Origin of the sequence: Fodinicola acaciae (assembly GCF_010993745.1) — a bacterium.
Classification (GTDB): Bacteria; Actinomycetota; Actinomycetes; order Mycobacteriales; family HKI-0501; genus Fodinicola; species Fodinicola acaciae.
In genome coordinates, this window is the sequence record NZ_WOTN01000001.1 from 2,827,584 (window position 1) to 2,849,222 (window position 21,639).

Below are 21,639 nucleotides of genomic sequence, written 5' to 3' on the forward strand. Positions count from 1 at the left end.
CTCACCCCAACCGGCTTATCGAGTCAGGTAACGAAAACAGCGCTTCCTTCGTTACCTGCTCGTCTCCGGCATGATCGGTGAAGGATCGATCAGCCGCCAGAGCTGAACGCTGAGTCGAACGACGAGTCGGACGGCTCGATCTGCGTCATTTTACGGATGAACGCCAGCGCGTCCGGAGCGCCGATCAGGCGGTCCATGCCGGCGTCCTCCCATTCGACGCTGATCGGCCCGTCGTAGCCGATCGAGTTGAGCATCCGGAAAATCGGCTCCCACGGCACGTCGCCGTGGCCGGTCGACACGAAGTCCCAGCCGCGGCGCGGGTCACCCCACGGCAGGTGCGAGCCGAGCCGGCCGTTGCGGCCGTTGAACTGCTTCACCGACTCCTTGCAGTCGACATGATAGATCCGATCCTTGAAATCCCACAGAAATCCAACCGGATCCAGATCCTGCCAGACGAAATGGCTGGGGTCGAAGTTGAGTCCGAAGGCCGGCCGGCGGCCGATCGCCTCCATGGTCCGTACGGTCGACCAGTAGTCGTAGGCGATCTCGCTCGGATGCACCTCGTGCGCGAAGCGCACGCCTTCTTCATCGAAAACGTCGAGGATCGGGTTCCACCGGTCGGCGAAGTCGGCATAACCGCGATCGATCATCTCCGGCGGCACCGGCGGAAACATCGCGACGGTGTGCCAGATCGACGAGCCGGTGAAGCCGATCACCGTGTCCACACCGAATTTCCGCGCGGCGCGAGCGGTGTCCTTGATCTCCTCGGCAGCGCGCCGGCGTACGCCTTCTGGATCGCCGTCACCCCAGAGTCGCGGGGTCAGGATGTTCTGGTGCCGCTCGTCGATCGGGTGATCGCAGACGGCCTGCCCGATCAGGTGGCAGGAGATGGCCCAGACTTTCAAGCCGTGCTTGGCCAGCTCGTCCTTCTTGCGCTGCACGTACGAGTCGTCGGCCAGCGCCTTGTCCACCTCGAAGTGGTCACCCCAGGTGGCGATCTCCAGGCCGTCGTAACCCCATTCGGCGGCCAGCCGGCAGATCTCGGCGAACGGCAGGTCGGCGAACTGGCCGGTGAACAGGGTGACCGGACGGGGCATCGTGCATCTCCTTACCTGGCTGGGATGTCGACCCAACCGGAGCCGTTGGCCGCACTGCTTTCGACCGCGGCCAGTACGCGCTGGACGCCGAGGCCGTCGCGGAACGACGGCACCGGGTCCACACCGTCCACAATGGACCGCAGGAAGTCGTGGACCTCATGGGTGAACGTGTGCTCGTAGCCCAGGCCGTGGCCGGGCGGCCACCAGGCGTGGACGTACGGATGATCCGGCTCGGTGACCAGGATCCGCCGGAAACCGGCCTCCGCGGCCGGCAACGAGCCGTCGTAGAACCAGAGCTCGTTCATCGTCTCGAAATCGAACGCGAGACTGCCGGCGGAGCCGTTGACCTCCAGCCGCATCGCGTTTTTCCGGCCGGTCGCAAACCGGGTCGCCTCGAAGCTGGCGACCGCGCCACCGTCGAGCCGGCCGAAGAACAGTGCCGCGTCGTCGACCGTGACCTCGCCGCGTTCTTCGGTGCCGCTGGCCGAAAGCCCGGCAGCGGCGGCCGGAAGTGGCCGCTCGCGTACGAAAGTTTCGGTCAGCGCCGACACGCCGGTCAGCCGCTGGCCGGTGACGAACTGGGTGAGGTCGATGATGTGCGCGCCGATGTCGCCCAGCGCACCGGAACCAGCCAACTCCTTGCGCAGCCGCCACACCAACGGAAACTCCGGATCGACGATCCAGTCCTGCAGATACTGCGCGCGTACGTGCCGGATGGTCCCCAACCGGCCGGAGTCGACCAGCTGACGCGCGTACGCGAGCGCCGGTGTGCGACGGTAGTTGAACCCCACCATGGACCGGGCGCCGCGCTGTGCCGCCTCCTCGGCGGCCACCACCATCGCCTCGGCCTCCTCGACGGAGTTGGCGAGCGGCTTCTCGCACAGCACGTGCTTGCCGGCGGCCAGTGCGGCGGTCGCGATCTCGGCGTGGCTGTCACCCGGCGTACACACGTCGACGATGTCGATGTCGTCGCGTGCGATCGCCTCGCGCCAGTCGGTGCTGGCCGACTCCCAGCCGAGTTTGCTCGCCGCGGCCGTGACCGCGTCGGTGTTTCGGCCGACCACAACGGACATTCGCGGCGTCACGGGGAGATCGAACGCGCGGTGCACGGTCCGCCACGCCTGTGAGTGCGCCGCACCCATGAACGCGTAGCCGATCATCGCGACCCCGAGGGTGCGGTCATCCGGCACAGCGTGATCCCTTCTTTACGCCTTCCTCGGATGCTGTCGCGCGGTCATCGGCGTGTCAAGATCGCCGAGATATGGCGGATTCTGTCAGAAATCCGCCGCCGCGTTGAGGACGTCCGCGATCCGTACAGGTTGGCCGGACTCGGCCGACGACGCGGCGGCGAACACCATCGCGAGGCTCAGCACGTTGTCGCGCGCCTCCCCCATCGGCCGCGAACCGGTGCGTACGGCCGCGACGAACTCCGCCAGCGACCCGTCGATCCCGTTCCCTGCCGACGGATCGTCCGGCAGTACGCGCGTCGCGCCGCCGGCCACCTGCACCGACGCAGGATTGTCGCCGTCCCAGAGCGCCGAGCCGCCGGAACAGCTGACCCGCCAGACCCCGTTCCACGACGACTCGGCGCCCGGCGACGACCAACTTCCGTTGTAGACAAAGCGTTTTCCGCCGGTCATTTGGAACACCGCGGTGGCCGCGGCGGCGCCGCGGAACGTGCTCCAGGGTGGATTGTGCTCCTCGCAGTAGACCGAGACCGGGTCGGCGTCGAGCAGATACCGCGCGCTGTCAAACGGATGGATCGCCATGTCCAGCAGCAGCGGATGATCCATGACCGCGCGAAAACCACCGAACCGCGGGTCGCGGAAGAAGTCGCACACGACCATCCCGGTCTCGCCTAGCTCGGCGATCCCGGCTTTCAGCGCGAAAAGCTGCGGGTTGTAGCGCCGTGACTGGCTGACCATGAACAGCAGGCCGGCACGTTCGGCGGCGGCCACCAGCCGTACCGCCTCCGGCAGCGTCGCGGCCAGCGGTTTTTCCCCCAGCACGGGCAATCCGAGCTCGAATGCCTCCAGGGTGACCGGATAGTGCGCCTCCGGCACCGACACGTTGATGACCGCGTCCGCCTCGACACCGAGAGCGGAAATGCTGCTGGCGAACGGTAAGCCACCGGCCGCGGCCTCGGCGGCCGCCAGGTCCAGGTCGACCACACCGGCCAGTTCGGTGTCGGGAGAGGCGTCCACGGTGGACAGCCAGCCGCGCCCCATCGCGCCGACACCGACCACGATGACCCGCAGCGGCGCCGTCACACCGGCTCCGTACGCTGCAGCGACGGCTCCACACGCGTCACCGGCGCTGCCCAGCGAACACCGTTTGCGATCACCCGGCGTACGTCCGGATGGTGGTAGACCGGATATTCCTGGTCACCCGGACTGAAGTAGAAGATCTTTCCGTTGCCGCGCCGGAACGTGCAGCCGCCACGGAAAACCTCGCCACCGGTGAAGGAGCTGATGAACACCAGCTCGTCAGGGGCCGGAATGTCGAAGAACTCGCCGTACATCTCCTGCCGGTCGATGACGATCGGGTTGGGGATGCCGGCGGCGATCGGATGGCTCGGATCGACCGTCCAGACCAGCTCGCGGTCGTCGGCGTTGCGCCACCGCAGCGAACAGGTCGTGCCCATCAGCGTGCGAAAGATTTTCGAGAAATGACCGGAATGCAGCACCAGCAGGCCCATGCCGGACAGCACGTGCCGCTGGACGCGGCGTACGACCTCGTCGGACACCTCCTCGTGGGCGGCATGTCCCCACCAGGTCAGCACGTCGGTCCCTGCCAACGTCTCCTCGGTCAGTCCGTGCTCCGGATCGTCGAGCAAAGCTGTCCGCAAGTGGACGTCCGCTCCGAGGTTTTCCGCTATTCCGGCGCTGATCGCGCCATGGATCCCATCCGGATAGAGCTTTGCCACGCTCTCGTCCCGCTGTTCGTGCCGGCCCTCGTTCCACACCAGAACCCGAATCATGGGACCAATCTAAGCACTACGGCTTGCGGCCGACGGCCCCCAACAGGATCTTGCTGACCAGATCCGCCGGCAGGTTCGGCCCCTCCGGCCACCACTCCAGCAGATACGTCAACCCCGGCTCGACCAGCTCCAGCCCGTCCAGGATGGCCATCATCTCGGCGCGGTCCCGAAACCGGATGTCCGGAAACGCCGTACGCGCCGCCGTTTCCGCGCGGCCGGCCAGCTTGTCCAGATCGCTGCCATCGTGCGGATTGAAGGCGTGTGTCATGGCGACGTACGATCCGGACACCAGTGGCCGGACGTATCCGTCCACGATGCCTCTCACCTCGGCGAGGTCGGGAATTCCGTGCAGCGTCAGGCAATGCATGACGGCGACCGGCCGGTCCAGGTCGAGGTTGGCCAGCACGACCTCGTTGGTCAGCAACAGGTCCGGATGGCGCAGGTCGGCGGCGACGAAATGGGTACGCCCGTTCTCCGCCAGCAATGCCTGTCCGTGCGCGATCACCGCCGGGTCGTTGTCGACGTAGATGACCATCGCCTCGGAGTTTTCCGCCTGCGCGACCTGATGGACGTTTTCGCTTGCCGGCAGGCCGGAACCGAGCTCGATGAACTGGTCGATGCCGATGTCCCTGGCCAGCCAGCGGACCACCCGCATCAGCCACTGCCGGTTGATCCTGGCCATCCGGATCAGCTCGGGACCGACGCCGGTCGCACCGGCGACCCGGTTGTAGAGCTGCCGGTCGACCTCGAAGTTGTCCCGGCCGCCGAGCGCGAAGTCGTACGCACGCGCGATGCTGGGCTTGTCGGTGTCGATGATGGGGCGCCCGATCTCTGGATGAGTCGGGGAATCGGACTGAGGCATGGCCACGACCTCACACTGGAGCTGTTGCGCAGGCAACAAAGAGTAGGGGATCTGCCACCGGCCGCACAGCCCCGCCGGACAAATCACCCCTTACAGGTGACTGACCAGGGTCCAAAGTCCTGTCCGGCTGGTCAAAGGGGTGCGATCACAGGCACAGTACGTGTACCTTGCGTGACCAATGGCGCCGGTGGGACTAGGATGGGGACGCGACACTCTGCCAGTTCTCTGGCTAATCCTGCGGATACCACGATCGACGTGCCGATGAGCTCGGGGGAGGTCAAGGGCAGTGGCCATTGCCGATGCCGCTGAAGGCGGTTCGACCGCACAGCGAATGGTGCTCGGCAGCGAGCTGCGCCGGCTCCGCGAGGCCAACGGCATCTCCCGCGGCGACGCCGGCAAGAAGATTCGCGGCTCCGAGTCCAAGATCAGCCGGATGGAGCTCGGCCGGGTGGCGCTCAAGGTCATCGACGTCGAGGACCTGCTGACCCTCTACGACGTCACCGAAGAGGACCAGCGCGCCGAGTTCATCAAGATGGTCGAGGAGTCCAACCAGCCCGGCTGGTGGGTCCGGTTCGGCGACCTGGTCCCGAAGTGGTTCCACAACTACGTCGGCCTGGAGGAGTCCGCGGCCCGGATCCAGACCTTCGAGATGCAGTTCATCCCCGGCCTGCTGCAGACCGAGGCGTACGCGCGTGCCGTCATCGCCCGCGCGCACCCGGACGCGCCGCAGGAGGAGATCAACCGCCGCGTCAACGTGCGGATGCGCCGGCAACGGCTGCTCTCCCGGCCGCGCGCGCCGAGGGTCTGGGCCGTGCTGGACGAAGGCGCCCTGAAGCGCCGGGTCGGCAACAAGGACATCATGAAGGAGCAGCTGGAAAACCTGCAGGTGATGAGCCAGCAGCCGACGATCGCCATCCAGGTGGTGCCGTTCGACCGGGCCACCACCGGCGCCGAGGTCCCGTTCTCCCTGCTCCGGTTCGCCCACCCCGAGCTCGCCGACATCGTCTATATCGAATACCCGACCGGCGCGCTCTACCTGGACAAGCCGGCCGAGGTCGAGATGTACGTCAAGGTGACCCACCGGCTCACCGCCGAGGCGGCCACGCCGGAGGAGAGCCGCGAGATCATCAAGAAGGCGCAGCTCGAGCTCGACCAGGACGACGACTGAGACCGACACACCTGGCCGTACGCACAGTTCTGGCCCTATCCGGTCACGCCTGAACTTACTTCCGAGTATCCCCTGACACCCCCTCGAGCGGGGTGTTTTTGCTGCTCAACGGACATGTCCCCGGATATCGTCATGACTGTGTGTAGCTGCACGTGCATTCGCTCGTGCATTGACACGTTCGTCGTGCAAATGCACACTCAGATGCACGTGCAAATGCACGCCGAGTGTCATACACTCCAGATAGGCAAGGGGGCACAGCGGTGAACAAGATCGACAACGGTGTTCCAGCCCAACACCTGGGCACGGTGACCTGGCGCAAAAGCCGTTACAGCGGAGGAAACGGCAACTGCGTCGAGGTCGGTGTCCTGGACGGAGGGCAGGTTGCCATCCGCGACTCGAAGGACCCGCACGGGCCGGCGCTCGTCTACTCGGTGGACGCGGTCGCCAGCTTCGTGGCCAGGGCCGGCGAGCTGCGGAAGTAACAGCGCAAACGAGATATCGCCAGTCACTGAAGCCACTGCGGCGGAGGCAGGGATGACGATCGAGGAGTCTTCCGGACTCCGGCCGTACGGCCCCATGACGGTGCCGCACGGTTCGTCACCCAGCTGTGTCGATAGCTCCAGAGTTCAACCGCAAGACCCGGATCAGCTTGGGATCCGCCAACGATTGCCGGATCCCAAGCTGAGACCGACCCTCGCCGCGCTTCAGCGCGGCGAATCATCAAGGCCCGGGGCCGGTCCGCAGCTGATGTTCACGATCCTGCGGATCGGCCCTGCTCCACTTCCAGGGTCCTGCCACCTCGTGAACGGCGCCGGCGCGGGCGGCACCGCCGGGGCGGTGAGGACCGGTTTTCCACTGCAGGTCATGGGTTCGATCGACGCGAGTACGGGAGCGCTGCCGGCATGAGCATGAACATCGACTGCCCGCACGACGTATGGCAACCGTGGCGGATCGACGCGGTGCCGATCATCGAGGGTCACGCCGACCTTCTCGGCGGTGTCTGCCAGCTCTGTGGCCAGACCCTCGTGTGCGTCGACGCCGGCACCGGTCGCCAGCAGCGCTGGCATCCGGTCTCGCTCGTGGTGGCGCGTACCCGCCGCTACAACACCAACCCCGGTCGCGCCGAGCACGACAACCGGTCCGTCCCGCAGTCCGGTGGCGTCCAGCCCGGCGGAATCTATGCCGAGGCCATCGCCGCCGGCATGGCGGTCAGCTCGCTTTAGTGACATGACCGAAGACGAGCATTTCGAGGACATCGCCGACGACCTCGCCGGCTATGGCGTGAGCACCGGCAAGATGTTCGGCGCGCGAGCCCTGATGCTTGACGGCAAAGCCGTCGCCTGCCTCAAAGGCGGCATGTTCGCGGTGAAGCTCGGTGCCGGCAGTCCGGCGCACGCCTCGGCCATGGCCATCCCGGAAGCGACCCTCTTCGACCCGGCCGGCAAGGGCCGTCCGTTCAAGGACTGGGTCGCACTGCCGGTTACGCAGTCGAAACACTGGCTGACGGTGGCCGAATCAGCCGTCAAGCCCTCCTGACCGACCACAGGCCCCCGGTGCCGCAGGGCCACCCTGCGTGCGCATGACGGCACGTAGGGTGGCTTGCGGCGTCTTGTCAGAGGCTGTCGAGGGCCGCGTCGAAGGCCTGGCGGATGAGCCTGAAGTGCTCCTCCGTCGCGGTCAGCGGCGGTGACACGGCGAGCGAGCTGTTGAGCGTACGCAACAAAACTCCGCTCTCGTCGCGAGCGTGCGCGCCGACGGCGGCCACCGCGGCCGGGTTGGCGGCAAGCGTGTCCGGATGCAGCTCGACGGCGGCCAGCAAGCCGACGCCGCCGCGCACCTCGGCGACCGCCGGATGGTCGGCCAGCGACCGCAGCGCCTCGTACAGCGGCTTCTCCAACTGCTCACCGCGTGTGACGAGATTGTCCTGCTCCAGTATGTCCAGGTTGGCGAGGGCGGCCGCGCAGCAGGTCGGGTGACCGGCGTACGTGGCGCCGTGCCGGAACGCCCGGCCGCCTTCGTCCCAGAACGGCGCGGCCACCTCGGCCGACGCGATCACCCCGCCGAGCGGCAGATAACCGCTGGTGACACCCTTGGCGAAGGTGATCAGGTCCGGCGTCACGCCAAACCGCTCGATGCCAAACCACCGGCCGAGCCGGCCGTAACCGCAGATCACCTCGTCGGCAACGAAAAGCACGCCGTACTCGCGCGCGATCGCGGCGGTGGCCTCCAGATATCCCGGCGCCGGCGGGATGACGCCGCCGGCACCGATGACCGGCTCGGCGAAGAACGCGGCGACCTTCTCGGGCCCGATCCGCTCGATTTCCTTGCGCAGCGCGGCCGGATCGTCGTGCGCCACCCGCTCGGCCTCGCGGATGAACTCGCCGAAGCCGTCGCGGTTGGCGCCGATGCCGGCGATGCCGGTGCCGACCCCGTGTGTGCCGTGGTAGGACTGCGTGCGGCTGATCAGGTGCGTACGCTCCGGTTCGCCTTTGGCGTTCCAATAGCGCCGGGCGATTTTCGCCGCCGTCTCAATGGAATCGCCGCCGCCGGAGGTGAGAAACACTTTGGCGTCGGCCATCGGCGCGTACGACGCGACCCGCGCGGCGACCTCTTTCGCCGGTACGTTGGCGAAATTGCCGAAGATGCCATAGGCCTCGAGTTTTCCCAGCTGCGCGGCGATCGCGGCGGCGATCTCCGGCCGACCATGGCCGATGTTGGAATACCAGAGCGAGGCGGTGGCGTCCAGATATCGCTTGCCGCCGGTGTCGTAGACCCACACGTCCTCGCCGCGTTCCAGCACGAACTCCGCGCCGCGTACGGCGTGCATGTCGGCGAACGGATGCCAGAGGCTGGTGTCGGTCACGGCGGTCCTCCCAGGTGTCAGGTAACTCCATCCACTCTTACACCTGGTCGGAACCGCCGCTGCTCAGGGCCTATTTGTCGGCGGTGAGCTTTCCGGCCCGGCCCCAGCTGTCCGGCGCGGTCTCCTGGAACCACACCTCGACGGCCTCGGCCGGAATCTGGTATGCGTCGACGAAAGCGTCCGTGATGCGTTTGATGAGATCGCGCTTGAGCTCGACGGTGCGCGGTCCCTGCTGGATGGTGACGGTCGGCATGTCTGTCTCCTTTTTCGTTTGCCTGCGGGAGATATTCCAGCCGGAAACGGCGGCCGCACCAAGAGCGAACCGGAGCTCGCAGCGATCACCGATCCAGATCGGTCAGCAGCTTCAGAAACCGGGTCGGCGACTCGCGGCGTACGACCAACGACGTGGTGAGCGCGAGATCTGGCTCCAGTGGCCGAAAAGCGACCCGATCCGTACGCAACTGAGCCGCGTGTGCGGCGTAGACGACCGTCCACAGTGGCTCACCCGCGCCGATCATCGCCAGTGTGTCCTGGAGTGCGCCGGAAGACGCCGGTTTCGGGGTGAAACCGGCGTCATGGCAGGCCTGCACGACCAGGTCGACCAGCGGCGGGTTGTTACGTCTGTTGGTCAGCCGCAACGGGAGCGCGGCGAGGTCGCCCAGCGCCACCGCGGAGCGCGACGCGAGCGGATGCCGTGCCGGCAGTGCCGCGTACAGCTGGTCGGGCCACATCGGAATCTCGCGCAGCCGCGGATCGCCGGTCGCACCGCGTACGAAGGCCGCGTCCAGCGTGCCGGCGAGCACCTGCTGCAGCCGCTCCTCGGCCGGCGCCGACACCAGCTCCACGCGTACGGCCGGAGTCAGCCGGTCGAGCACGCGGTCCAGCCGCTCGCCGAGACCGGTGCTGGTGCCGAGCCGCAGTGTGTCGACGACCGCCACCGACTCGCGTGCGCGCTGCTCAGCGGCCAGTACGGCGCGTGCCTCCGGGAGGAACCGCTCCCCCGCCGGCGTCAGCCGTACGTGCCGCGACGAGCGGTCGAACAGGTCCACGCCGAGCTCGCGCTCCAGCCGCTTGACCTGCTGGCTCACCGCCGACTGCACGATGTGCAGCCGGTCGGCCGCGCGACCGAAGTGCAGCTCCTCGGCGACCGTGACGAAGTACGACAGCTGGCGCAGTTCCACCCGCCTAGTCTGCCGGACCGCGCAGTTCCCACTTTCCGCGCAGGAACAGCAGGTAGTAGGCGGCGGCCAGCACCAGCACGCCCACGGTCACGATCAGGCTCGGCCGGCCGACCGCCGGATCGAGCAGGTTCTGGTAGGTGACGTAGACGAGCGCCGCCAGCGCGATCAGTGGCGGCAGCGGGAAAAGTGGCATCCGATACGCGGAGTGCGCGGTCGTACCGTTGCGGCGACCCGTCAGCGTGGCGACGCACAACGACGCGTAGACGGCGACCAGCGATGTTCCGGTGACGACCAACAACACATGCAGGTCAACGAAACACACCACCGCGGAGACCGCGCCAACGATCAGCGTCGCGACCCACGGCGTACGGAACCGCGGATGGATCGCCTGGAGCGTACGGCTCGCCGGCCACACGCCGTCGCGGGCGCTGCTGAAGAAAAGCCGTGCGGTCAACAGCAAAATCGCCAACACCGCGTTGATGATGGCCAGCGCGACCGCCAGGCTCATCGCGATCGCCACCGCGTTGCCGGCGCGCGTACGGACGAAGTCGTCGAGCATGTTCTGCGATCCGAACAGCGAGTGCAGGTCCGGCGCTCCGAGCAGCACCGCGGTCACCGGGATCAGCTCGGCGGCGACCGTCACGACCAACGCCCACAGGATGGCGCGCGCGATCGTACGCGGTGCGTCGCGTGTCTCCTCGCCAAGCACGACCGCCGATCCATAGCCGTTGTACGCGAAGATGGCCACCGCCGTCGCGGCGCCGATGACGCCGAGCGTCGCCGCCGGCAGGCCCGGCCCGGCCATCACCGGATGCAGGATCAGGTCGGTGATCGGCCGCTCGACGTGCAGGAATCCGAGCCCGCTCAGCAGCAGCAACGCGAGGATCTCGATGGCCAGGAAGATGCCGGTCACGACCGCGTTGAGCTTCACGTCGAAGACGCCGAGCACGGCGGTCACGAGCACGGTGACCGCCGCGACGACCGGCCCGTTCAGGCCGGGGATCAGCGCGCCAAGATAGATGCCGACCCCGAGCGCGATCACCGCCACGATGATGACCTGCGTGAACAGCATCAGCACCATGACCATGAAGCCGGGCAGCTTGCCGACCGTACGCGCGACGATCGCGTACTCACCGCCGGTCAGCGGATAGGCCGACGACAGCTCCGCGTACACGAAGGCCATCAGCACGCCGACCAGGCCGGCCACGACGAAGCTCCAGAACGCGCCGGTGCCAGCCTGGCCGATCACCCCCGGCGCGATGATGAACACCGAGGAGGCCGGTGTGATCGCGGACAGTGTGATCAGCAGGGTCCCCAGCGCCTTCAGGCTTCTGCGCAGGCCGACCTGCGTGGTGGTGGTCGTCATCCCGCCTCCACTCATTCTTTGAATGTGCATCAAATAACCGCGCGGCGGCTCGCGTCAACAGTTACAGTGAAATCCATCGATGGTTTGAACGGGATTAAGGCGAATGGCGAGACCCAGACGACAGGACCAACGGCGCGCCGAGCTGGTCGCCGCCGCGCGTGAGGCCGTGCTCGAGCGCGGCATGCTCGGCCTGCGGCTGCGCGATGTGGCCGAGCGGGCCGGCCTGTCGTCTGGCGCGGTGCTCTACTACTACCCGACGCTCACCGGCCTCCTGGAGGAGGTGCAGCGCGCCGCGGTCGAGCGGTTCTGCGACCTGCGTTCGGCCGCCGTGGCGGCGCACACCGATCCGCGGCGCCGACTGCTCGCGATGATCGGCAGCGGACTGCCGAGCGGACCCGACGACGAACTGTGCACACTGTTGTACGAGCTCGGCACCATCGCGCGGCGCGATCCCGCGTACGCGGCGAGGCACATCGACCTTTTCGGCCGCCAGGTGGCGATCTACACCGGCATCCTGGAGGCCGGCGCGGCCGCCGGCGCCTTCACCTTGGCCGCCGACGCGCTGACCATCGCGCGCAACCTCGTCGTCCTGGAGGACGGCTATGGCCTGCACCTCGTGCAGGCGGTAGCGCCGATCGACGTGGCGACCGCCGAACAGACCATCCGCGCGTACGCCTCACTGGCCACCGGCTGCGACTTAGGAGAGCTATGACCCGCGCACGTGACCTCGTCGATTTGCCTGGCACGGCAGGAAAACACAACGCCATCACGGATGTGGCCGGTGTCGAGGTCGGGTATGTGACACTGGTCGAAGGTGACAGCGTACGCACCGGCGTGACCGCCATCCTGCCGCGCGGCCGCGACGGTGTTGGCGACCCGTGCGCGGCCGGATGGCACAGCCTCAACGGCAACGGCGAGATGACCGGCACGACCTGGCTGACCGAGACCGGCTCACTCGCGCTGCCGGTGCTGATCACCAACACGCACGCGGTCGGCCCATGCCATCGCGGCGTCATCGACTGGGTTGCCCGGCATCGTCCCGATCTCGCCGCCGAGTGGCTGCTGCCGGTGGTCGCGGAGACCTGGGACGGACGGCTCAACGACATCAACGGTGATCACGTACGCGCCGAGCACGCGGTGGCGGCAATCGACGCGGCGGCCGGCGGACCGGTCGCCGAAGGCTCGGTCGGCGGCGGCACCGGAATGGTCTGCTATGAGTTCAAAGGCGGCAGCGGCACGGCGTCGCGGCTGGTGTCCTATGGCGCCGACACCTACACCGTCGGCGCGTTCGTACAGGCGAATTTCGGCTCACGGAAAGAACTGACGATCGCCGGACGGCCGGTCGGCCTGGCCGGCGGCGGCTCGCGCGTACCACCCGGCGCCGGCTCGGTGATCGCGGTCGTCGCCACCGACGCGCCGATGCTGCCGGGCCAGTGCATGGCGCTCGCGCGTCGCGTACCACTCGGGCTGGCGCGCACCGGCACCACCGGATCGCATTTCTCCGGTGACATTTTTCTGGCCTTTTCCACGGCGAACTCCGGCGCTTTGCGGAGCGCTTTCGGCGATGCCGGCTATGACACCTTGCGGTTCGTGCGGTGGGGTGCCATCGATCCGTTCTACGAGGCGGTCGTACAGGCCGTCGAGGAGGCCGTCCTCAACGCGCTGGTCGACAACGAGTCGATGACCGGACTCGGCGGACACCACGTGCCAGCGCTGCCGCACGCGTACCTGACGGGTGCTGACAGCATCAACGGCTAGGCTGCTCGGCATGGACATGAAAACCTTCAACCGTGACCTCATCGCCGAGTTTCGCGCCAATGACGGCAAGCTGAGCGGCCAGTTCGCCAACAGTACGCTCGTGCTGCTCACCACCACCGGCGCGAAGTCCGGCCGGCCGCACACCGTACCGCTCGGCTGGGTCGCCGACGGATCCGAGGACCGGATCGTGCTGTTCGCGTCCAACATCGGCGCACCGAAGCACCCGGCCTGGTATCTGAACCTGGTCGCCAACCCGGACGTGACCATCGAACTGCGCGGCGAGACGTTCGCTGGAAAGGCGTCGTCGTTGACCGATGGCGGCGAGTATGAACGGCTGTATGAGCTTTTCACCTCGCAGATGCCGGGCACCGAGACCCACCAGTCCAAGACCGAGCGGAAGATTCCGATGGTGCTGGTCGAGCGTGTGCGTATGTGAGCGGCTGCGTTGGGTTTCTGGTTGTTGCGATTTGAGGGCGTGGTTGGGGTTTCATGGTTGTTGCCCCAGCGGATGGTCGGGTCTTGATGTTGGTGCATTTGGGGTGGTTGCGTTTTCTGATTGTTGCGTCAGGGGTGGTTGGCTTTGCTGCTTTGTTGCGTCAGGGGGTGGTTGGGTTTTTCGCCTGCGCGGCGGGCGCTCCTGCGCGGAGGGCGACCTCAAGGGAGGGGGCGCGGGAACGCCAATCGTGTGCATTGAGGGTGCGGGCGGTGGTTTGTGGGCGGGGCCGGGTTTTCCGGGCTTGCTCGTTCTCCCCGTCGGCGCCCTGGAGGGAACCACATTTTCGGAGGGGCCGCCGAGCTTGGGTGGGTGGTTGCGTTTGGGAGGCGGCGGCCCCTCCGAAAATGTGGTTGGCTGCGCCCGCCGACGGGGAGAACGAGCAAGCCAGGTCACGTATGGGAAGCAACCCGTCGGCATGGACGCCATCACAGCGTCCGTAGTGGTGCTGGTGTGACTGCTGTGGCTGATAATGAAGGTGATGCGGCTCGGCTGCGTAATACTTGTCTAACAAGACATCAAAATAGACATTTGGTGCAACCCGGCAGTCACAACAGCATTATCAGCCTCAGTAGTCACACCCGTCACAACCTCCGGAGATCACGGCGGCGTGAAAGCCTTGTTCCTTGCGTCCAACGCAAGTAACTCGACATTCATGCCTTCTACGAACCTCTCAAGCCGGACATTTAGCGCTCCACATGCCTTCGCATCCCACATAGTGGACCTTCACGCCACCCACCGAGACGCCACCGCAACTCCGGCGCCCCAACCACACTCCTGGTCCGGTTTGTCCGTTCTCCCCCGTCGGCGAGCTCTGCTTGAGCACATTCTGGCCGGGCCTGCCGCGTACGCGACGCAACCCCGTACGAAAGCTCGGCAGGCCCGGCCAGAATGTGCTCATCCTCCGGACGCCGACGGGGGAGAACGGACAAACCGGACCCACCCACAAACAAACCGCACCCGCCGCACCCAACCCAACCAACAGCCAAACCCCGCGCGCCCCTCCCCTTGAGGTCGCCCTCCGCGCAGGAGCGCCCGCCGCGCAGGCGCACCACCCCCAAACGCAACAACCATGGAAACTCCACCACTCTCCCAACGCAACAACCAGGCAACCCCACCACCTCCTCAACCGCAACAGCCAGAAACCCACCCACCTGCGACCAGATAACTCGAACCGGTTCGACGAACAGTCGACAATCGAACGCAAGCTGCCCCTTCGACGGGTTCGATAGGTGGTGTCCGATGGCGGCATCCGGGGATGTCTTGTGTTTCACACGATGATCCCCTAGCGTCGGGCGTCAATCGATTCGCTTCGATTGACATGGAGGCGGGATGGTGACGATCACCGATGTGGCTCAGGCCGCCGGGGTCGCACCGAGCACCGTGTCGTATGTGCTGAGCGGAAAGCGTTCGATATCGCCGAAAACTCGCCGGCTGGTGGAGGAGAGCATCCGCCGGCTGGGCTATCACCCGCATGCCGGCGCACGCGCGCTGGCCAGCAGTCGCACCAATGTCATCGCGCTGGTGACGCCGCTGCGCAGCGACCTGAACGTCGCGGTGATGATGGAGTTCGTCGCGTCCGTCGCGAAAGCGGCGCGCGAGCACGACTACGACATTCTGCTGCTGACAAAGGACGAAGGCCCGGCCGCGCTGCAACGTGTGTCCTCGTCGGCTCTCGCCGACGCGCTGATCGTGATGGACATCGAGGCCGACGACCCGCGCGTGCCGATGCTGCTGGCGCTCAACCGGCCGGCCGTGCTGATCGGCGCGCCTGACTCCACCACCGGTTTGACCTGTGTGGACCTGGATTTCAGCGCCGCGGCGGCCGGCTGCGTCCGGCGGCTCGCCGATCTCGGGCACCGGTCGATCGCGCTGATCGGCCAGCCGCCTGGCGTCTATCGGCGCGGCACCGGATACGCGCGGCGTTTCATGCGTGGTTTCACCGAAACCGCGGCCGAGTTCGGCATACGTGCGGTGTCCCGACCGTGTCCGGCGTCGTACGAGGCGAGCAGCCGATGCCTCAACGAGCTGTTCGCCGCCGACCCCGGCATCACCGGGCTGGTGGTGCACAATGAGGCAGTTTTGCCCGCCGTGCTGGCAAATCTACGCCAGAGTGGCCGCAGCGTGCCGGCCGACATCTCGCTGATCGCGGTCTGTCCGGACAGCATGGCGACCACGCAACCCGTGCCGTTGACCACGGTGACGCTGCCGGCTGAGGACGTCGGTGCGCTCGCGGTGGAAATGACCGTACGCCAGCTGACCGGGCCGACGACACCGCAGACCCGGTTGCTGGCACCTCGGCTGGTGACCAGGAAAAGCACCGCCGTCGCGGCACAGCCTGAGAGCGAGGAGGAGACATGAGCCGGCGCTTCTATCCCCTGCTGCTCATCGTCGCACTGCTGCTGGCCACCGCCGGCTGCGGTGGATCGGCTTCGGCCGGCGACTCATCCAAACTGACCGTACTCGACTACTACGCCGACGAGCCAAGCCATTCACAGTGGGGAAAACGGCTGTCCGACTGCGCGAAAACCGTCGGAGCGACGGTCAACCACCAGAGCGTGCCTGGCGCGCAGCTCATCGCCAAAGTCCTCCAACAGGCATCGTCACGTACGTTGCCGGACCTGCTGATGCTGGACAATCCTGACGTACAACAGATCGCGTCGACCGGCGCGCTGCTGCCGCTGAACGATCTCGGCGTCACCGCCGACGGCTTCTCCCCCGGCATCGTGTCCGCCGGCACCTACCAAGGCAAGCTGTATGCCGCGACGCCGGCGGTCAACACGATCGTTTTGTTCTACGACAAGGACGTGCTCGCCAAGGCCGGTGTCAAACCGCCGACGACCTGGGCGGAACTGCGTGCGGCGGCGAAGAAACTCACCGTGCCGGGACGCTACGGCCTGGCTTTCGATGCCAACGCCGACTACGAGGGCGCCTGGACCTTCCTGCCGTTCATGTGGAGCAACGGCGGCAACGAGAACAAGCTGGACAGCCCGCAGGTCCAGCAGTCGCTGCAGTTCTGGGTCGACCTGTTCCGCGACGGCTCGGTGTCCAAGGGCGCGCTCAACTGGCGCCAGTCGGATGTCAACGACCAGTTCATGGCCGGAAAAGCGGCGATGATGGTGAACGGACCGTGGCAGATCCAGACGCTGAACAAGAAAGCCACCCTGCACTGGGACACCGTGAAGATCCCGGTGCCCGCCGCCGGCGCCACCGCGGTCGCCCCGCTCGGCGGTGAGATGTGGACGGTGCCGCAGTCGACTTCCAAGGAACGCCAGCAAAAAGCCGCGAAGGTCGTCGCGTGCCTGATCCAGGACAAGAATATGCTGGCCACCGCCAAGGAAGGCTTTCTGATCCCGACCAAGCCGGCGGTGGCGCGGCAGTACGCGGCCGACGTGCCGAGCATGGCCTCCTTCGTCGACACGGTCGGCCACGCGCGAGCGCGCACCGGCCAGCTGGGACCGAAATGGCCGAAGGCCGCACAGGCCATCTACACCGCGTTCCAGGCCGCGCTGACCGGCCAGAGCACGCCGGCGGCCGCGTTGGCACAGGCGCAGAAGACCGTCACGAGTTCATGACGGTCACCGCGACAAAAGCGGCTCCGCGTGCGCGTACGACCCATCGCTGGCGGCAACGCGAGCAACTGACGCAATGGCTGTTCGTGGCGCCGGCGGTGCTCTATCTTCTCGCGTTCTTCGGCTATCCGGCCGCCAAGAACGTGACGATGAGCCTGCAGCACTATTCGACGGCGACCTTCTACACCGGCGAGGCACCGTTCGTCGGGCTGGAAAACTACGCGAAGATCGTCGCGTCGACGATCTTCACCGAGGCGTTGCTCAACACCGTCCTGTTCACGGTCGGATCGCTGGTCGGCCAGTTCGTCATCGGCATGGCACTGGCGTTGTTCTTTCGCCGGTATTTCCCGCTCAGCGGCCTGCTCCGATCGCTGTTGTTGCTGCCGTGGCTGCTGCCGCTGGTCGTGTCCGGCACCGTCTGGCGGTGGATTCTCGACCAGGACAGTGGCGTGCTCAACGAGACCCTGCAGGCGAAAATCCCCTGGCTGACCAGTCCGTCGGTCGCGCTGCTCGCGGTCGTCATCGTCAACATCTGGGTCGGCATCCCGTTCAACACCACCATTCTCTACGGCGGCCTGCAGGACATCCCGCCGGAGCTGTACGAGGCGGCCGCGCTCGACGGCGCCGGAAAGGTCAACACATTCCGCTACATCACCTGGCCGCAACTGCGTCCGGTGGTCAACGTCGTGCTCGTGCTCGGTGTCGTCTACACGGCCAAAGTCCTCGACCTGATCCTGGTGATCACCGGCGGCGGACCGGCCAACGCCACCCAGACGATCGCGACGCAGTCGTACCAACTTTCCTTCCAGCAGTTCGACTTCGGCCAGGGCGCCGCGATGGGTGACATCCTCATCCTGCTCTCGCTGGTCTTCGCGGTGATCTATCTGCGTGCCAACCGGAGGCCGGCGTGAGACACCGCTGGACCGCCACCACCATCGGGATCGTCCTGATCGCCGTGATGCTCTTCCCGGTCTACTGGATGATCAACGCGTCGCTGCAGCCGGCCGGCACCACCCTGCAGGGCTCGTGGATCCCGTTTCCGTTGGACGTCAGCGGATACGCCACCGCCATCGCCGACCAGGGACGCAACCTGCTCACCAGCCTGGTCGTCGCCACCGGCAGCGTCGTGGTCTGCCTGTTGGTGGCCGCACCCGCCGCGTACGGCCTGGCGCAGTTTCGGATCCGCGGCTCCAACGCCGTCGTCTTCGGCATCCTGATCACCCAGATGATCCCCGGCATCGTCATCGCCAACGCGCTCTACAGCGTCTACAACGATCTCGGCCTGCTCAACTCGGTGCCGGGCCTGATCCTGGCGGACGCGACGCTGGGCATCCCGTTCTCCATCCTCATCATCCGCGCGTTCATGCAGGGAATTCCGCGTGAGATCGTGGAAGCGGGCCGGGTGGACGGCGCCGGACATTTCCGCGTGTTCCGCTCAGTCATCGTGCCGGTCAGCGCCAACGCGCTGATCACCGCGGGCCTGTTCACGTTTCTGTTCGCCTGGAGCGATTTCCTGTTCGCGCTGACGCTGACCACCAACGAGACCGTACGACCGATCACCCTCGGCATCTACCAGTACATCGGCGCGCACACCAACCAGTGGAACGCGATCATGGCGACCACGGTGCTCGCCTCGATCCCCGCCGCGGTGCTGCTGGTCGTCGCGCAGCGCTACGTCGCGGCCGGCGCCACCGGCGGCGCGGTCAAATAGCCGCCGTGCTTTCCCTTCGTACGAGCCGAGGCGCCAGCAACCGCGTCTCCGGCACGGTCGGACCGGCCAGCTGCCGCAGCACCATCTCGACGGCGAGTTCGCCGACCTCCTCGGCCGGAATGGCGATGGTGGTCAGCGACACCGGCTGCTGCACGGCCATGCTGTCCGGACACAGCGCGATCACCGACATGTCCTCCGGCACGCGGATGCCGCGATGGCGCAGATCTCCGAGCACCGCGGGCAAAACGGCCTCGTTGTGGATGACCAGCCCGGTCAGCTCCGGGTCGGCGGCCAGCAGCTCGTCCACGCACCGTACGGCCGCGTCGTACGAGTGCGAGCACGGCCGGTTGACCGCACGAACGCCGTGTTTGCCTGCCGCCGCGCGGAAACCGCGCAAAAACCGCCTGGCAAAGCCGGTGCCGCGCCGATAGACGGCCGGCGCCGGACCGATCAGCGCGATCGACCGGTGACCGAGCTCGGCCAGGTGTGCCACGCATTCCTGGCCGGCGGCGGCGAAATCCAGGTCGACGCAGGTGATGCCGCTGGCCGCGTCCGGCGCGCCGATCAACACCGACGGCCGCTGCAGCGACCGCAACACCGGCACCCGCGGATCTTTCGCTTCGACGTCCATCACGATCAGCGCGTCGGCGAGCGCCGAGGACACGACCCGCCGCAGTGCCGTCGGACCCTCGTCCTTTGTCAGCAACAGTACGTCGTAATCGTGTTCGCGAGCGGTTTTCGCCACCGCGGCGACGAACTCCATCACGACCGCGACGTTCTGGTCCGTACGCATCGGCAGCACCAGCGCCAGCACACTGGTCTTGCTGCTGGCCAGCGCGCGAGCGCCGGCGTTGGGGTGATAGCCGAGCTCGCGGATGCTCGCCTCGACCAGCCTGGTGGTCTCCGGCGAGATCGACCGCTTGCCGCTCAGCACGTACGACACGGTGCTCGGCGCCACCCCGGCGGCGCGCGCCACGTCGACAATCGTGACCATCGACCGCCTTTCCGCAGACCGCAAGAGACTTTACGGCATCACTCGCGGACCGCGCGGCGGCGCTTGGCCAGATATGGCAGAAAGAACATGTAGGCGCCGGTGACGAAAAGCAACGCGAGCGGCAGCAGCGGCGTGTACGAAACCCAGACGATCGGCTCCTTCTGCACCAATGCGATCACCGTGATGACCACGGTCGCGGTGAAAAGGACAGCGACCCAGCGATGAAACTGCCGTATCCACCTGTTCATGAGGACCTCCTGGCGAGAATCGAGAAGCACCGTCGAAGACGCTAATTGCGCCGCCTCCGACGGTGCTTCTCGATTCCTGATCAGAAAGTCACCAGGCCACCGGCAGCGCACTCACGCCGTACACGAACGAGAAGGACCGGAACGGCACCTCCTCGATCGGCACCGCGAGCCGCAGCGCCGGGAAGCGCCGGAACAGCGCCGGATAGGCGATCCGCATCTCCATCCGAGCCAGCGGCGCACCCAGACAGTGGTGTACGCCGTGGCCGAACGCGACGTGCCGCGCGGCCTTGCGCATCACGTCGAAGTCGTCCATGCCGTCGCCCTGCGACGGGTCGCGGTTGGCGGACGGCAGCGACACGACGACCATGTCGCCGGCCTCGATCCGCTGGCCACCGATCACCGTGTCCTGCGTGGCCGTACGCGGAATGCCGGAGTGCACGATGGTCAGATAGCGCATCAGCTCCTCGACCGCCGGCTCGGCCGCGCCGGGGTTGTCGCGCACCTGCGCGAGCTGGTCGGGATGCTGGAGCAGCAGCAACGTGCCGAGGCCGAGCATGTTGGCGGTCGTCTCGTGGCCGGCGAGCAGCAGCAGGTCGCCGATGCCGGTCAGCTCGCGGTCGGTCAGCTCGTGGCCGTGGTCGCGTACGAGCATGCCGAGCAGGTCGTCACCCGGCGTCTTGCGCTGCTCGGCGACCAGTGACGCCATGTATTCCTGCGACTCGCGGGTCACCGCCAGCCGCTCCTCGAAGCTGATGGACATGTCGACGCGGGCGTTGCTGCGGCGCTGGAAGTCGCCGCGGTCCTCGTACGGCACGCCGAGCAGCTCACAGATCACCAGCGACGGCACCGGCAGCGCGAATGCCTGCATCAGGTCGACCGGCGCGCCGGCGGCCGCCATCGCGTCGAGGTGGTCGGCGACGATCTGCTCGATCCGCGGCCGCAGCCGCTCCATCCGGCGGACGGTGAACTCCGGGGTCAGCATCCGGCGCAGCCGGGTGTGGTCGGGCGGGTCGTAGGCGAGCAGGAAACCCGACGAGTCGGTCTGGCCGGCCTGTGGCGAGCGGCCGACGTTGCTGAACCGGCCGGCGTCGCCAAGCACCTCGCGTACGTCGTCGTACCTGGTGACCAGCCACGCGTCGCTCTGGAACAGCGTGCTGATCCGGTGCACCGGTCGCTGCTCGCGCATCGCGGCCAGCGTGTCGTCCGGGTCGAAACGGTTGCGGCGCATATGGACAGGCATCGACGGGGCCTGAGTCATGGAAGCCTCCACGGTTCGAAAATGAGAACTGACTCTCACATCACCGTCGAGCCTAACACAAACGAGAGTCAGCTATCACTCTGTTAGA

24 protein-coding genes are annotated in these 21,639 nt (G+C 66.8%); 12 read left to right on the forward strand and 12 right to left on the reverse strand.

The window, feature by feature from the left end:
* Positions 1–89: 89 nt before the first annotated feature.
* The 5 genes from GNX95_RS13270 to GNX95_RS13290 form a co-directional block, all read right to left on the reverse strand.
* Positions 90–1,097, reverse strand: coding sequence for a sugar phosphate isomerase/epimerase family protein (locus tag GNX95_RS13270; protein WP_163507389.1), 1,008 nt, complete (start codon positions 1,095–1,097; stop codon positions 90–92).
* A gap of 11 nt (positions 1,098–1,108) precedes the next feature.
* Positions 1,109–2,287 carry a Gfo/Idh/MocA family protein gene (locus tag GNX95_RS13275; protein ID WP_246281586.1) on the reverse strand — a complete coding sequence of 393 codons (1,179 nt, stop codon included), beginning with the start codon at positions 2,285–2,287 and terminating at the stop codon, positions 1,109–1,111.
* A gap of 84 nt (positions 2,288–2,371) precedes the next feature.
* Positions 2,372–3,367 carry a Gfo/Idh/MocA family protein gene (locus tag GNX95_RS13280; protein ID WP_222853552.1) on the reverse strand — a complete coding sequence of 332 codons (996 nt, stop codon included), beginning with the start codon at positions 3,365–3,367 and terminating at the stop codon, positions 2,372–2,374.
* Positions 3,364–4,077, reverse strand: a complete 714-nt coding sequence (locus GNX95_RS13285) for a ThuA domain-containing protein (RefSeq protein WP_163507390.1) — start codon at positions 4,075–4,077, stop codon at positions 3,364–3,366. Before GNX95_RS13285 ends, GNX95_RS13280 begins: the two co-directional genes overlap by 4 nt.
* A 16-nt stretch (positions 4,078–4,093) precedes the next feature.
* Positions 4,094–4,939 (reverse strand): SAM-dependent methyltransferase, encoded by an 846-nt coding sequence (locus GNX95_RS13290; protein WP_163507391.1) that lies wholly within the window; start codon positions 4,937–4,939, stop codon positions 4,094–4,096.
* Positions 4,940–5,225: 286 nt separating this feature from the next.
* Here GNX95_RS13290 and GNX95_RS13295 point away from each other — a divergent pair, with 286 nt between their 5' ends.
* From GNX95_RS13295 to GNX95_RS13315, 5 genes are all read left to right on the forward strand, one after another.
* On the forward strand, positions 5,226–6,107 hold the full coding sequence (locus tag GNX95_RS13295) for a helix-turn-helix domain-containing protein (RefSeq protein ID WP_246281587.1): 882 nt from the start codon (positions 5,226–5,228) through the stop codon (positions 6,105–6,107).
* Between the two features lie 260 nt (positions 6,108–6,367).
* Complete coding sequence (locus GNX95_RS13300; RefSeq protein ID WP_163507392.1) at positions 6,368–6,589, forward strand: DUF397 domain-containing protein; 222 nt, start codon at positions 6,368–6,370, stop codon at positions 6,587–6,589.
* 52 nt (positions 6,590–6,641) lie between these two features.
* Positions 6,642–7,013: a hypothetical protein gene (locus tag GNX95_RS13305; RefSeq protein WP_163507393.1), complete on the forward strand. Its 372-nt coding sequence runs from the start codon at positions 6,642–6,644 to the stop codon at positions 7,011–7,013.
* Entirely contained in the window at positions 7,010–7,330 is a 321-nt protein-coding gene (locus tag GNX95_RS13310) for a hypothetical protein (RefSeq protein ID WP_163507394.1), read from the forward strand. The genes GNX95_RS13305 and GNX95_RS13310 overlap by 4 nt, the downstream gene beginning before the upstream one ends.
* 4 nt (positions 7,331–7,334) lie before the next feature.
* Entirely contained in the window at positions 7,335–7,643 is a 309-nt protein-coding gene (locus GNX95_RS13315; RefSeq protein WP_163507395.1) for a hypothetical protein, read from the forward strand.
* A 76-nt stretch (positions 7,644–7,719) separates the two neighbouring features.
* Here GNX95_RS13315 and GNX95_RS13320 read toward each other — a convergent pair whose 3' ends face one another.
* From GNX95_RS13320 to GNX95_RS13335, 4 genes are all read right to left on the reverse strand, one after another.
* Positions 7,720–8,970, reverse strand: coding sequence for an aminotransferase family protein (locus GNX95_RS13320; RefSeq protein ID WP_246281588.1), 1,251 nt, complete (start codon positions 8,968–8,970; stop codon positions 7,720–7,722).
* Between the two features lie 70 nt (positions 8,971–9,040).
* On the reverse strand, positions 9,041–9,322 hold the full coding sequence (gene dmpI / locus GNX95_RS13325) for a 4-oxalocrotonate tautomerase DmpI (RefSeq protein ID WP_343034860.1): 282 nt from the start codon (positions 9,320–9,322) through the stop codon (positions 9,041–9,043).
* Positions 9,309–10,151 carry a LysR family transcriptional regulator gene (locus GNX95_RS13330; protein ID WP_163507397.1) on the reverse strand — a complete coding sequence of 281 codons (843 nt, stop codon included), beginning with the start codon at positions 10,149–10,151 and terminating at the stop codon, positions 9,309–9,311. The genes dmpI and GNX95_RS13330 overlap by 14 nt, the downstream gene beginning before the upstream one ends.
* A gap of 4 nt (positions 10,152–10,155) precedes the next feature.
* Positions 10,156–11,517, reverse strand: a complete 1,362-nt coding sequence (locus GNX95_RS13335) for an APC family permease (RefSeq protein WP_163507398.1) — start codon at positions 11,515–11,517, stop codon at positions 10,156–10,158.
* Between the two features lie 103 nt (positions 11,518–11,620).
* Between GNX95_RS13335 and GNX95_RS13340 the strand changes: the two genes are divergently transcribed.
* The 7 genes from GNX95_RS13340 to GNX95_RS13370 all read left to right on the forward strand — a co-directional run bounded on the left by GNX95_RS13340 (position 11,621) and on the right by GNX95_RS13370 (position 19,051).
* Positions 11,621–12,229 carry a TetR/AcrR family transcriptional regulator gene (locus GNX95_RS13340; RefSeq protein ID WP_163507399.1) on the forward strand — a complete coding sequence of 203 codons (609 nt, stop codon included), beginning with the start codon at positions 11,621–11,623 and terminating at the stop codon, positions 12,227–12,229.
* Complete coding sequence (locus GNX95_RS13345) at positions 12,226–13,275, forward strand: DmpA family aminopeptidase (RefSeq protein WP_163507400.1); 1,050 nt, start codon at positions 12,226–12,228, stop codon at positions 13,273–13,275. Before GNX95_RS13340 ends, GNX95_RS13345 begins: the two co-directional genes overlap by 4 nt.
* Before the next feature lie 10 nt (positions 13,276–13,285).
* Positions 13,286–13,711: a nitroreductase family deazaflavin-dependent oxidoreductase gene (locus GNX95_RS13350; protein ID WP_246281589.1), complete on the forward strand. Its 426-nt coding sequence runs from the start codon at positions 13,286–13,288 to the stop codon at positions 13,709–13,711.
* A gap of 1,389 nt (positions 13,712–15,100) precedes the next feature.
* Complete coding sequence (locus tag GNX95_RS13355) at positions 15,101–16,129, forward strand: LacI family DNA-binding transcriptional regulator (protein WP_163507401.1); 1,029 nt, start codon at positions 15,101–15,103, stop codon at positions 16,127–16,129.
* Complete coding sequence (locus GNX95_RS13360; protein WP_187369627.1) at positions 16,126–17,343, forward strand: sugar ABC transporter substrate-binding protein; 1,218 nt, start codon at positions 16,126–16,128, stop codon at positions 17,341–17,343. Before GNX95_RS13355 ends, GNX95_RS13360 begins: the two co-directional genes overlap by 4 nt.
* A complete protein-coding gene (locus tag GNX95_RS13365) occupies positions 17,340–18,251 on the forward strand; it encodes a carbohydrate ABC transporter permease (RefSeq protein ID WP_163507402.1) in 912 nt (303 codons plus the stop codon). Before GNX95_RS13360 ends, GNX95_RS13365 begins: the two co-directional genes overlap by 4 nt.
* Positions 18,248–19,051 (forward strand): carbohydrate ABC transporter permease, encoded by an 804-nt coding sequence (locus GNX95_RS13370; protein ID WP_222853553.1) that lies wholly within the window; start codon positions 18,248–18,250, stop codon positions 19,049–19,051. The genes GNX95_RS13365 and GNX95_RS13370 overlap by 4 nt, the downstream gene beginning before the upstream one ends.
* Here the strand turns inward: GNX95_RS13370 and GNX95_RS13375 are convergent.
* From GNX95_RS13375 to GNX95_RS13385, 3 genes are all read right to left on the reverse strand, one after another.
* Positions 19,044–20,045 (reverse strand): LacI family DNA-binding transcriptional regulator, encoded by a 1,002-nt coding sequence (locus GNX95_RS13375; RefSeq protein WP_163507403.1) that lies wholly within the window; start codon positions 20,043–20,045, stop codon positions 19,044–19,046. The two genes, GNX95_RS13370 and GNX95_RS13375, sit on opposite strands and share 8 nt — an antisense overlap.
* Positions 20,046–20,083: 38 nt before the next feature.
* A complete protein-coding gene (locus GNX95_RS13380) occupies positions 20,084–20,293 on the reverse strand; it encodes a hypothetical protein (RefSeq protein ID WP_163507404.1) in 210 nt (69 codons plus the stop codon).
* 88 nt (positions 20,294–20,381) lie between these two features.
* Positions 20,382–21,551, reverse strand: a complete 1,170-nt coding sequence (locus GNX95_RS13385; protein ID WP_163507405.1) for a cytochrome P450 — start codon at positions 21,549–21,551, stop codon at positions 20,382–20,384.
* Between the last annotated feature and the right edge of the window lie 88 nt (positions 21,552–21,639).

Bases quoted from the DNA above. Each gene is read 5' to 3' on its own strand.
- GNX95_RS13270 (WP_163507389.1), bottom strand. From the start codon at position 1,097: ATGCCCCGTCCGGTCACCCTGTTCACCGGCCAGTTCGCCGACCTGCCG.
- GNX95_RS13285 (WP_163507390.1), bottom strand. From the start codon at position 4,077: ATGATTCGGGTTCTGGTGTGGAACGAGGGCCGGCACGAACAGCGGGAC.
- GNX95_RS13290 (WP_163507391.1), bottom strand. From the start codon at position 4,939: ATGCCTCAGTCCGATTCCCCGACTCATCCAGAGATCGGGCGCCCCATC.
- GNX95_RS13305 (WP_163507393.1), top strand. From the start codon at position 6,642: ATGACGATCGAGGAGTCTTCCGGACTCCGGCCGTACGGCCCCATGACG.
- GNX95_RS13310 (WP_163507394.1), top strand. From the start codon at position 7,010: ATGAGCATGAACATCGACTGCCCGCACGACGTATGGCAACCGTGGCGG.
- GNX95_RS13315 (WP_163507395.1), top strand. From the start codon at position 7,335: ATGACCGAAGACGAGCATTTCGAGGACATCGCCGACGACCTCGCCGGC.
- GNX95_RS13335 (WP_163507398.1), bottom strand. From the start codon at position 11,517: ATGACGACCACCACCACGCAGGTCGGCCTGCGCAGAAGCCTGAAGGCG.
- GNX95_RS13340 (WP_163507399.1), top strand. From the start codon at position 11,621: ATGGCGAGACCCAGACGACAGGACCAACGGCGCGCCGAGCTGGTCGCC.
- GNX95_RS13345 (WP_163507400.1), top strand. From the start codon at position 12,226: ATGACCCGCGCACGTGACCTCGTCGATTTGCCTGGCACGGCAGGAAAA.
- GNX95_RS13350 (WP_246281589.1), top strand. From the start codon at position 13,286: ATGGACATGAAAACCTTCAACCGTGACCTCATCGCCGAGTTTCGCGCC.
- GNX95_RS13355 (WP_163507401.1), top strand. From the start codon at position 15,101: ATGGTGACGATCACCGATGTGGCTCAGGCCGCCGGGGTCGCACCGAGC.
- GNX95_RS13360 (WP_187369627.1), top strand. From the start codon at position 16,126: ATGAGCCGGCGCTTCTATCCCCTGCTGCTCATCGTCGCACTGCTGCTG.
- GNX95_RS13365 (WP_163507402.1), top strand. From the start codon at position 17,340: ATGACGGTCACCGCGACAAAAGCGGCTCCGCGTGCGCGTACGACCCAT.
- GNX95_RS13375 (WP_163507403.1), bottom strand. From the start codon at position 20,045: ATGGTCACGATTGTCGACGTGGCGCGCGCCGCCGGGGTGGCGCCGAGC.
- GNX95_RS13380 (WP_163507404.1), bottom strand. From the start codon at position 20,293: ATGAACAGGTGGATACGGCAGTTTCATCGCTGGGTCGCTGTCCTTTTC.
- GNX95_RS13385 (WP_163507405.1), bottom strand. From the start codon at position 21,551: ATGACTCAGGCCCCGTCGATGCCTGTCCATATGCGCCGCAACCGTTTC.